Annotated in this window: 11 protein-coding genes and 1 pseudogene; 5 read left to right on the top strand and 7 right to left on the bottom strand. The window is 39.6% G+C overall.

Annotation, left to right across the window (positions count from 1 at the left end; translation table 11 throughout):
* Positions 1-70 precede the first annotated feature (70 nt).
* The 4 genes from Xentx_RS14705 to Xentx_RS14695 all read right to left on the bottom strand — a co-directional run bounded on the left by Xentx_RS14705 (position 71) and on the right by Xentx_RS14695 (position 3,337).
* Positions 71-340 carry a winged helix-turn-helix transcriptional regulator gene (locus tag Xentx_RS14705; protein WP_074021041.1) on the bottom strand — a complete coding sequence of 90 codons (270 nt, stop codon included), beginning with the start codon at positions 338-340 and terminating at the stop codon, positions 71-73.
* Between the two features lie 563 nt (positions 341-903).
* On the bottom strand, positions 904-1,122 hold the full coding sequence (locus tag Xentx_RS14700; RefSeq protein ID WP_074021040.1) for a hypothetical protein: 219 nt from the start codon (positions 1,120-1,122) through the stop codon (positions 904-906).
* Between the two features lie 187 nt (positions 1,123-1,309).
* Entirely contained in the window at positions 1,310-1,390 is an 81-nt protein-coding gene (locus Xentx_RS19205) for an Ig-like domain-containing protein (RefSeq protein WP_244149873.1), read from the bottom strand.
* A 48-nt stretch (positions 1,391-1,438) separates the two neighbouring features.
* Positions 1,439-3,337, bottom strand: a complete 1,899-nt coding sequence (locus Xentx_RS14695; RefSeq protein ID WP_074021038.1) for a beta-ketoacyl synthase — start codon at positions 3,335-3,337, stop codon at positions 1,439-1,441.
* Between the two features lie 179 nt (positions 3,338-3,516).
* On the opposite strand from Xentx_RS14695, the gene Xentx_RS14690 reads away from it, so the two are divergent.
* The 4 genes from Xentx_RS14690 to Xentx_RS14675 all read left to right on the top strand — a co-directional run bounded on the left by Xentx_RS14690 (position 3,517) and on the right by Xentx_RS14675 (position 7,465).
* On the top strand, positions 3,517-4,563 hold the full coding sequence (locus Xentx_RS14690) for a GlxA family transcriptional regulator (protein ID WP_244149872.1): 1,047 nt from the start codon (positions 3,517-3,519) through the stop codon (positions 4,561-4,563).
* A gap of 764 nt (positions 4,564-5,327) precedes the next feature.
* Positions 5,328-6,566: an MFS transporter gene (locus tag Xentx_RS14685; protein ID WP_074021035.1), complete on the top strand. Its 1,239-nt coding sequence runs from the start codon at positions 5,328-5,330 to the stop codon at positions 6,564-6,566.
* A 48-nt stretch (positions 6,567-6,614) separates the two neighbouring features.
* Positions 6,615-7,067 carry an FAD-dependent oxidoreductase gene (locus tag Xentx_RS20180; RefSeq protein ID WP_074021034.1) on the top strand — a complete coding sequence of 151 codons (453 nt, stop codon included), beginning with the start codon at positions 6,615-6,617 and terminating at the stop codon, positions 7,065-7,067.
* A gap of 56 nt (positions 7,068-7,123) precedes the next feature.
* Positions 7,124-7,465 (top strand): cupin domain-containing protein, encoded by a 342-nt coding sequence (locus tag Xentx_RS14675; RefSeq protein WP_074021032.1) that lies wholly within the window; start codon positions 7,124-7,126, stop codon positions 7,463-7,465.
* A gap of 731 nt (positions 7,466-8,196) precedes the next feature.
* Here Xentx_RS14675 and Xentx_RS14665 read toward each other — a convergent pair.
* Positions 8,197-8,997: an AraC family transcriptional regulator gene (locus Xentx_RS14665; protein ID WP_074021029.1), complete on the bottom strand. Its 801-nt coding sequence runs from the start codon at positions 8,995-8,997 to the stop codon at positions 8,197-8,199.
* 72 nt (positions 8,998-9,069) lie between these two features.
* Between Xentx_RS14665 and Xentx_RS14660 the strand changes: the two are divergent.
* Positions 9,070-9,770 (top strand): annotated as a pseudogene (locus Xentx_RS14660) (IS5 family transposase).
* 36 nt (positions 9,771-9,806) lie between these two features.
* Here Xentx_RS14660 and Xentx_RS14655 read toward each other — a convergent pair.
* Both Xentx_RS14655 and Xentx_RS19200 read right to left on the bottom strand, forming a co-directional pair.
* Positions 9,807-10,409, bottom strand: a complete 603-nt coding sequence (locus Xentx_RS14655; RefSeq protein ID WP_074021028.1) for a LysE family translocator — start codon at positions 10,407-10,409, stop codon at positions 9,807-9,809.
* A 167-nt stretch (positions 10,410-10,576) separates the two neighbouring features.
* Entirely contained in the window at positions 10,577-10,750 is a 174-nt protein-coding gene (locus Xentx_RS19200) for a hypothetical protein (protein WP_167366761.1), read from the bottom strand.
* Positions 10,751-11,176: the final 426 nt, after the last annotated feature.

Here is an 11,176-nt window from a genome sequence, read left to right as displayed (position 1 = left end):
GTCGGTTATATTGCTGTATCTCAGGTGAGAGTTGTCGAGTATCTTTCTTCATGTCGGTATGATACATGATCTATTTGTGTTTATACACCGTGTTAATATCTATGTTGGAAGCCCCCACCGTTACGGCATAATTTCCACTGGAAAAAATGTATCCTTTTCCTTTTATATGCCCTTTTTTTTGTAGGTTAAGGATATATCCTGCGACGCTTGAACGGCTAACACCAATAATATCAGCGATTTCTTTTTGGGCGAGAAAAGGATTTTTCCTGAGAAGTTGTAATACTCTAAACTCCAGATTATCCATTTTTCTCATATCATGCCCTTTATTGTTTTTAAACATAGCTGTTTTTATTCCATTGATTAATGACAGTAAAGCGTATTTTTATACATTATGCTGGTAGTGAGAAAGCGATCGAAAACTCAATGATATATTATTTATCGTTAAAAATGTGATTTTACTCTTAAATTTTCACCTGAAAAATAACCAATTAACAGAATTTTAAAATACTTAGCGTGGTAACCATATTTTATTCCACTATATTTCCATAAAAAACAATTGGTTGCATAATAAATGCATTGTTTTTAGCATTTGTCTTTTCTTCTGCTTTAATTTTATTTTGCAAATGAAATGAGAATTCTCAATTACATTGAAATGTGATATTAAACACACCCTCACCAATATGAAATATAATCCAAAGATTTTATTGCGGTGTAATATTTTTTATTAAATAAGTTTTTTATTATACCGTTAAATTTGTTTGATTATGTCGTCACCATGGGTGATTTTAATTATTAATATGTTACATATACAAATAAAATATTTCTTTTTGTCATAATAACCAATATTTATATTTAATTAACTTTTTTATTAGTGAGGGCGAATAACCTGCTAAAAACTCCCCATTAATCGATCGATATCTGCCAGCTTACCCTACCTGTATTGCCTGCCGTGATAAGACGAAATTTTGCGCCACGCCAGAATATCGAAGGCACTCTGATGCCAAACGATTTTTGGTTGGCATTACCCCCCTGACTATCAACGGCAACAATATCCTCTGTGATCATAGACGCTGACATCAACACATCGCCAAGCCGGATCTGCACCTGATGCTCATCGGTCAACGCACTACTCAGCTTAACCTGTGTTTGTCCCTGACTTTGTCCACCGTGATAGCAGGTTTCAGCAAACGTTTAAAAGTCACCGAAGGGGAATAGGGGGTTTTCCTGACACATCTGCTTTCGTTGTTGCCATCCCTGCGGTTCGGCTGACTAACCGGGCTGTCGCTTCTCCCTGGCTATTAGTCTGGCTTTACTTATCCAAAATTTGCCCGTTATCCGCTGACCACTGCACTTTGCTGTTAGCAACGGGTCGATCCGCTGCATCGCGCACGTTAACCGTATAAAGGATGCTGTCCTGACCATCGGCAATAGCCGTTTATTAGAAATCTATAAATTGTTTTGTTTTAGAATAATGAATTGGTTGTTCGAATCCTGGCATTGTTATGCCATTCATATCAATCTTAATCTCATCTCCATTCACGTTATGCGGCCCAAACTTATAAATAACGTTCAATTCCCCACGTGATGCTGCCGTATCATAGGCAGTCATCCTTTCTTTGACTTGTTGATTTCGCTGCTGGTAATCGGCAAAAGCCTGCTCGCCATGCCGTTTGCACAACCATTGTGCCGTCAGTTGTGGGGAATAAACCACTCCTGTAGCGTTATTACCACCGAACCCTTTGGAATTAATAAACGCCACTTGCGCTTGCTCTTGAGGTAGCGACAGATCTTGGGTCGGAATCAATAAGCGGGCATCATTCACTTGTGACGAAATCTGGGATACGCTTTTGATTCCCGGCAAAATACCGTATTTAAAGGTGCCAAGACAGCTTATTAACTGATCGCCACTGGCAGACCCCAATGAATGACCCAAATAAGATTTAACGGCAGTGACAGGCCATTCACTGATGGAAAATGCCTCAGCAACGCGGTTAAAAATGTCCGCTTCGGTGACGCAGTTCTTTGGCGTACTTGAACCATGGGCTTGAATAAATGAAGCTTTTTGCACGCTCTCTAAACCCACCATCGTGACCGCGGACGCAACTGCCTTCGCCATTGTGATGTAGTTCCCTGGCCCTGGAGATGCAATTGAACGTTTATATCCATCTGCGTTGATGAACACATCACTCACTGAACCGTGGATCTCAGCCCCCATTTGCACTGCCAGCTCATCGTCCATCAACACAATGTATTGACTGGATTCTGCTATTACAAAGCCACAGCTATTGCCAAATGGTCTGCTGCTGTTGCGCCAATCAGCTACGTCGCTTTCATCAATACGCTTGAGTTTGCTCTCTGTTGCCAATGCCCCCATTGCATCAAAGCCTTCAATGACTTCCGGTAGAATTGGCGCTTCAGCGCTCCCAACAATGGCTACTCGGATCCGGCCAGCCTTGATATCTTCCACAGCGGCATTCAGGTTATAGAGAAACGTGGCGCAGGCTCCCAATGTTGCACTAGTGTGCCCCACGCTTCCCAAAACATAGGCATTTAAGAAGTCAGCACACATGCTGTTTAAACCTAATGGGCACTGTTTTGCACTAACCCGACCACCTTTCAGACGGGATTGAAGCATGCCACCAAATCCCTGATCATCGAGTTGCCCTATAATGTTGCCGGAATAAACGCCCAGTTGATCGGGCGCAACCTGCGTCCGTATTTCATCCCATGGGATCCCAAGGGAATTAATCGCGTCGGAAGCCCCTACGATTGCCATTTGCAGTGCCCGCGGGTGAAACTGTGAACTGTAATGATCTCCAGGACGAAATCCTTGCGGTAACTGCCCCGCGGCCTGCGCTTCCGTACGTAACGTGGCGTCAATTTTACAATCCATTTCACCTTGCACGGTGATACGTATCCGATCGTCCGTTAACGGTGTCACTGACCAACCTTGTGGTAAAGGATTGGGTATTTGCCGCGTGGATATATCAAAACTAAACGCACCTGCATTTGCCACCATCGATAATTTGGCATGGCTGGCTATTGCATCAACATCAAAATAGTCTTGGGTAATCTTTCTGATTAACGAACCTTCTAGCGCTGCCTCTTTTATCTCTGCGGCGGCCTGCGCGGCCGATAGTCTTTCCTCATGGAGATAATAATAACCATTATGATCATATTTAAGTAATCCCATCAACAAGGCTAATGATAATATCGTCTCTTGCTGCTGTTCCTCATGCAGAGAATCTATCACCATGCGACGAAACGCATGGTATGAAGAACTCCGGCCAGCTGGACCATAGCCACCAAATGCAGTTATGACAGGTAACTTAGACATAGTGCTCCCTAGTCTTTCTGTGAAATAAATATTCATCACTTACTTTAGATAATTTAAAGATAATAGTTTACAAATCGTTAGCAAAAGTTAATATGCAAATCCGGCCAAAAAACTAAATTTTTTGGCCAAGACAATTTAGATATTTATAATCTAATTATAAATCAGGCATTGATTGGAAAATGATAAATACAAAGATAGGGTTTATATTGTGTGAACACATGCTGAGTTCCGGCCTCAGCTTACCGATCGAAATGTGGAAATCAGCAGCAAACAGTTACTTAGCAGAGCAAAAAAAAGGTCTGGATCAGCAAGGGAAATATACTTTTAAATTGAGTAAACCTGACGAGCTCCTTACAATCAGAACACTTGGGATTAATAAAAATCCTATAGCCACCCATAGCGGCTTTAGCCTTATTGCCGATAGCACGCTCGAAGATGACGCAGACTATGACATCATTTACCTCCCCGCATTGTGGCGGAATCCACGTCCCATTGTCAGAAAGCACTTGGCTCTCACTGAGTGGCTGGTGGCTCAAGCTGCGAAAGGAAGGCATATCGCCGCTGTTGGTACCGGTTGCTGCTTCCTTGCTGAGGCCCATCTGCTTGATGGAAAACCCGCTACCACCCACTGGCATTATTTCGAACAGTTTGCTCACGACTATCCGAACGTTAATTTAAAAACCAAGTATTTCATTACCCAATCAGACACGATTTTTTGTGCCGCCAGTGTTAAAGCGCTTTCCGATCTTACCGTTCATTTTATTGAAACTGTCTACGGAAAGCGGGTTGCCAATCATACACAACGTACTTTTTTCCATGAAATTCGCAACAACTTTGAGCGTCAGTGCTATCGTGACAAAAATAATCCCCACCCAGACGAAGATATTGTTCAAATACAAGCCTGGATAAAAGAGAATTGCACAACCGATTTGCCTATGCAAAAGCTGGCAGATATGGCTGGAATGAGTTTGCGCAACTTTAACCGTCGCTTTAAAAACGCCACTGACCTTTCCCCGTTGCAATATTTATTAAATGTCAAAATTGAAGCGGCAATCAATATGTTGCAATCGACCAACCTCAGCATCCAGGAAATAGCTGTGCTGGTTGGCTATCAGGATATTGCGCACTTCAATCGTCAGTTCAAACGACTCATCAGCGTTTCTCCTAGCGATTATCGCAAAACCGTACGTGCCAAGATGTTCCATATTGGTAGCAAGTTAAACTGATATTATGAATAACCTCCTTTTTTCAATTGCAAACAGTGCCATCTTTCTCTGATGCACTAAATTCCGGAAAAACTATAGTAATTCGTAAAATTAGAACGTCTCACAGCCTATTAGTGCTCGTAAGTTATTTGGTTTGTTATTTTTCTAATTTTTTATGCTCCTCATAACGTTAAATAAATTAATTTAAAATCATTTAATTTGTGATTAAATTTTATCCATCATTTAATAACTGAAAGAAATTGAGGGATATGTTTTATTAATACCGTATACGAGCGGTTTAATTATTATGGGATATGATATATTTTATATAATGAAAAATCCAACAAGATCCTTTATATATTATATCATAGAGTTTGTTATGAAATTAAACTCAGAGATAAAGGAGCATTTGAACAAGAAATTACAGTTTTATGATTTTAATCCCTAATCTCAGTCTATATGCATCGTAATTCTTTTACAATAATAGAAGTTATGATAATAACCACTCAAAATTCATTCTCGATTACCTTATCACTATGTGAGCTTTGATAATGAAAACATGGCATTGCTAACCCAACAAAATGAAATCGTAAATTTCTGCGCGAATGCTCCCGCTGGTGCATTATTAATTTCATCCAAAATATGATTGTGAGCAAACGTCAATTAAATTCGGATAATCAATTTTAGTGCAATTGACAAAGGATATCTAAGTTTGATTGAACAACAGATGGCAGCAAAATTGTTCAGTCATCTGCATTGAATTAGTAAATTTTAGGAATACAAAAATGAGAGAAAAATCGGGACTTATTTGGTATCTGGTATTGGTTGCGCTACTTGATTTTATCGGTTTGGGAATGGTGGTGGCGATATTCCCACATATGATGATTTCCGATGCTGCTTCACTATTTCCGGATGGCTGGGATCATCAAGAAAAGGTGATTATGTTGGGGATTTTTCTTGCAATCTATCCTCTTGGCCAGTTTTTTGGTGCCTCCATACTGGGCAAAATGTCGGATATTTATGGCCGCAGAAAAATGATGCTAATTACTGTGGCGGGTACTGCAATAGCCTTTTCCGCCAGTGCCTGTGCCGTTGTTGAAGAATCTGCGGGGTTACTGCTGTTTAGCCGTTTGCTGGCTGGGATGATGGCGGGTAACGTGGCGATTGCACAGGCAAGCATGGCTGATATCAGCGCGCCGGGCAATAAAACTAAAAATCTCACCATGATTCAGACTGCACTGGGTTTGGCCTGGGTAATAGGGCCGCCGACCGGAGGCTGGCTAACCAATTTCTCTCTGGGGCAATTGAGCGGATATATGACGCCGTTTGTTATTATGGCTGCCATCTTTACTCTGTTATTTATTTACACTTTGGTTGCGTTCCCCGATACCCTGGAAAAGCATACCCCGGAAAAAATAAATGTCTTTTCCGGTCTGGTGCAAATCGCGAAAGCCTACAGCCATGCTGAGTTGAGAATGGCATTTGCTATTTGGACGGTTTTTGTTGCTGGTTGGTGGCTGTTTGAGTCTTTCCTACCCGCTTATCTGCTGGATATTTACAGTTTCAGTTCGTTTCAGATTGGTTCTTTCCTCGCGTCAATGGGAGCAACCTATGCATTATTCCAGTATCTAGTGGTAAGACACGTTGCCAAAGTCGCTAAACCTGAAAATATGGTGCGATATTCACTTGTGGTGTCATCACTTGCCGTAATGGCAATTTCAATGGTTAACAATGTTATTTACCTGCATATATTAATTACCATTTTCGTAACCTCCATGGGATTTGCATTGACCGGTCTGATAAGCAGCATTTCAAATCTTGCGCCGGAGAATGAGCAGGGCGAAATCATGGGTTCTATCAGTTCCATTCAGGCACTGGCCACGCTGATGGTCATGTTATTGGGTGGCTTCCTTGATACCACTAATGTCCGGGTAACGGTGGTGGGCGGCGGATTATTACTGTTAATTAGCTGGCTACTTTTTGTGGTGCGGCTGGGAGTTATTAATCGTGAAGCGATTCGCTAGGTATAAGGAGCCGCACTGAAAAGCCATTATCAGGTATTAATTGTAGGTGTGGGTCCTGTCGGACTGCTGCTGACGTGCAGTCTGAATAAAAGTGGAATTGATGTGGTGGTGGTCGAAAAAAGATCTTCTCGCTCAACGTACTCGAAAGCATTATCAATGAACGCCGCCTCACCGGCTTTATTACGTTCTCTTGGCGTAGCTGAGCGTTTCGAACGGTCAAGAAGAGAGATAGGTAATATTTCAATTTACTGGAATCAGCAGCGAATTTCACACGTCGACTATCGCCAGTTGAACAGTTGCTATCAGCACATTCTTGCCATTCCATGGCCGGAAACTAAGCGTTGCAGGAAGAGTATCAGTCAGTGCTGTCACGTTACATTCCGCAGCCCGTTGTCATTGAGCGTGTGGTCTGGAAATAGAAATCTCAGTTTTACGTTTGTAACTGAAAAAGGAGGCATCTATCACATCACTATAAAAAACGAAAAGACTATAATTCCATAAAATGGGTAAGCATTAAAAATTTAAGCCCAAAACTGGTTAAAGGAAAAGGATATAACATGAGTCATATTGCAGCATTGAGAAAAGTCAACAATATAAAACAAGAATTTGATTTAATAGAAGAAATATGGTCACCGAAGGTGATAGCTCAAACAAAAGAATATAAGATAATCATATTGCTCGCTGAGGGTGATTTTATATGGCACACACATGAAGATGAAGACAAAGTGTTTATGGTTATTGAAGGTGAACTTCGTATAGATTTTAAAAATGATCACGTAATAATAAAGCAAGGTGAGTTTTTTGTGGTACCTAAAGGAGAAAAAAGTAAGCCTTCGTCCAAGGAATTAACCAAGCTGCTATTAATAGAACCATATATAGTTTCGAATTCAGACCGATAAATTATTAGTAAAAATCCGCCTTCATAGAGGGCGGCATTAATTTCTCCCCAGATGATTATAATTTTATTTTTGACACTGATAGTACGGCATTTATGATATGGAGGGAACAAATTAATTAATTTTCTCCTGTATAACAAAAAATACTTAACAATCTTTTATTTTTTAAGGTGTTAATAACTATATATTTGAGAACATATTTTAATCGAGCGCTAAAAAAATATTATAATTCCATTGCTCAACTGAACATGTATCGAATTAACATAGCACGAGCACAAGGGAAGCAGCTTCAATTAGTGGATGAGTTGACTCGGCCAGAAGCACAAGAAAAACAATCTATCCCTGGATACAACAACAGAAAGTCACTCTGCAACAGCAGAGGATTAATGCATCTGCGATGATGAAGTCGCGTATTGTAGCGCCATTTGATAGTGTCATAGTATCAATCAATATATTGGAAAGTCAGAGAATTACAGCAGGCAAGATGACAAGTTATTAGCCGGAATCCTACAGAAAAATATCACTGAATTCTCAGAATCACCAGATGTGGAACGTATGGCTGAATGTGCCAATTATGCTGCAATTGACGATGAAATTGGCTCATTTCCGCAGGGGTATGATTCAATCAATGATTGGAGTATTAGTCGCACTCTTTCAGGAGGACAACGTCAACGCATTTCTATATCGAAAGAGAATACTACATTTAAGACTTTTCAATGGATTGAATACGTGACCTATATTTTTTTATACTCCGCAGGAGTCGCAGCAACCAATTTCTTGAAGTTCCTATGAAAGTGGCTTTGGTCATAAAAACCTAACTCAGTTGCTACAGACGCTATATTCATTCCCTGCTTCAAAAGTACTTTTGCTTCATTAATGCGCATTGCGATTTGCATAGCATGTGGAGTAATACCATATGCCTTTTGAAAGGCGTGAATAATATGATACTCACTCAATTGAGAGTGAACAGCAATATCCTTTACTGATATATTACTTCGAAAATTTTCACAAATATATTCATACGCCTTAGATACATTACTTTTTGGTACAACTTTCTCTAAAGGTATGGAATTAGACTGTGAAAACAGATTGGAAAAAAAAGATATGCTCTCCTCTTCCGTTTTCATTTTGTCTTTATCAAGAATGATTGTGTTGGCTAACTCTTGAAACTGTACATAAAGTTCTGGAGCATTGGTATGATTAATTGAGAACGGGATAAAATTCGTTATTCTTTTACCTACAACCATCGATTGCACATAGCCTAACCATTTGGGACATACATGCAGCATTTTGTAGCTCCAATTTGTATCTGGTACTGGGTTGCATGAATGAACCTCTAGAGGGTTAACTATGACAAGAGAACCCTTTTGTATTCTAAGTTCAATATTACTATTGAAATAATCACTATGACCGCAATCTACAGCTCCAATGGAAAATTCTTCATGAATGTGTTTCCCGTAACAGGCTTTCGAGTTTTTAGAAGAGCGCAGTTCAATAGGTACTGTGCTCGAACGATAGAATTTTTGCTTGGTCATCTGTGCTCATACCCTTCTAGGGATTGTTGAACCATGTTAACAAATCTCCATTAGAATAAGCTATCCACGTTAATGCAACACACAAGTTGGATTTATCACAAACCTGAACACCGCTTAACCTTTGAAGGCATTCTTTATCGAATTAGAACGAGCATTCCTTAGCGCGATTTACCGCCAGAATTCGGCAAATGGAATAGCATCTTTCAGCGTTTTAATGTCTGGTCAAAGAAAGGTATTTTATCGCTTATTTTCAATTGATTATCTGGATTTTCTGATAGGGAATGGTTGTTTATTGACGGAAGTATCGTTCGAGCTCACCTGCATAGTGCAGGAGCAGCTTCAGATGAAGATGAGGCTCTTGAAAATAGTTGTGGAGGACGTTAACCAAAATCCATTTGGTAGTCGATAGTTATGGCTTGCCTGTTTATTTTGAACTGTCTGGGGGACAAGTACATCACATTGTTCACACTGAAAGTTTAGTCGAACAATCCCCCCTTTCGGATTTTGTGATAGCTAACAAAGGATACGATAGTCGGACTTTCAGAAATCATATTAAACAACAAGGAGCAACGCCAATTATACCCTACCGAAAAAATAGCCGAAAATCGGATAAACAGATTGATAAATGTTTATATCATTATCGTCATTTGGTGAAAAATACATTCGCCAGAGTTAAATATTTTCGTGCAATAGCGACAAGATACGACAAACTTGAACGGATTTATGCCAGTATGTTGGCACTGGCATTTATTATTATCTGGTTACCGATGTAGATTGAGTGAATTATGACCACAAAACATCAACAGACCTTAATTTGACATAAAAAAAGTATATACGACCGTAATTGCTAACAATAGCCCCATAGTGAGATTGAAAAGCTTATAATGTTTAGGTGTGTCCAAAACTGTCCTAATCGTTATTCCCAAAATAGCCCATGCTGAAATTGATGCATAACAGACAATAAAAAAAATCGCACAAAAAAGTAGTAGAGCATTAATCTCTGCATCGTGACTACTAAAAACGGATATGCCTGCTAAAGATACAATCCATGCTTTCGGGTTAAGCCATTGGCACATTATTCCTTGTATAAGGGATGGAGCACTGGTCTCTAGTTCACTATCATCACCGATCATTGGGTTTTGCATAGCAACTTTATATGCCAAGTATAACAAGAAACTGCCTCCTATATAGGTAAGCATTTCGGTTAGATATGGCACCTCATTTATAACTTGAGCTAATCCAAAGCCTAGTAAAAATAGAATAGATACAAAACCAATTGTAGCACCGGTTATATGTGGGATAGTTCGAATATATCCGCAATTGGCTCCGGTAATTGTCGCTATTATGTTTACAGGTCCTGGTGATATAGAAGTTACAAGGGCAAAAACTGCCATTGCAATTAATTGAGTCATAAACTTCTACCTCCTAAAAATTAGTTACTTCTCCAGAACCATTAATAAAGCAATGCCGGTTACTTTGCTTTGGTTGGTTCCAAATAGAATCATGCCAATATAAAGGTTCTGAAATGCCATTATCTCGGATAAACTGAAAACCTTCTTCTGACCAATATGTCTTACTTCTATAGCCCCCCCAGCTCAATGAACACAGCAAACTCAACGTTAGTCACAAGGTGAACATCAATGAAAAAATCACTAAGGGTAACGATGCGCATAAGCTGCTCATCAGGGCTCAACTCTGAACTGCGTAGATAAGGAGATCCTGTCACTAAAACCATATCAATTAAATTGTTCATCCTATTAACTTCATATTTCCAGTTTGCTTAATGATTTTTATGGTTTGTTGCTCATCTATCTTTTTCTCTAACGCGAGGGAAATTTTACAACTAAGATAATAAGCGAGAGACAAATAGAAAAACGACTCAAGTAGAAAGGTATTTTTGTTCATGTAAAAGTTATCTACTCGTTGATATGTATTGACGACTAGAAAAGTACATGATTCATGATTTTCTACATACTCAGAAGCGAGATCGATAGTGTCAAAAAGAAGTATATCTAAGGGTTTCCCAATTAAGTTGGTCAGATATTTCGCTGCAAATTGATTGCTTGTTCCTTCAGGTCTAAGAGTCGAGATTGAAACAAGTTCTGGGTTTCGAATCCAAAAGTTATCAGTGTTAAATATCATCTCATAATTCGCTTAAGTTAAATTTACATTAACGATA

Origin of the sequence: Xenorhabdus thuongxuanensis (assembly GCF_001908095.1) — a bacterium.
GTDB lineage: Bacteria > Pseudomonadota > Gammaproteobacteria > Enterobacterales > Enterobacteriaceae > Xenorhabdus > Xenorhabdus thuongxuanensis.
This window is presented reverse-complemented; position numbering and strand designations above follow the sequence as displayed.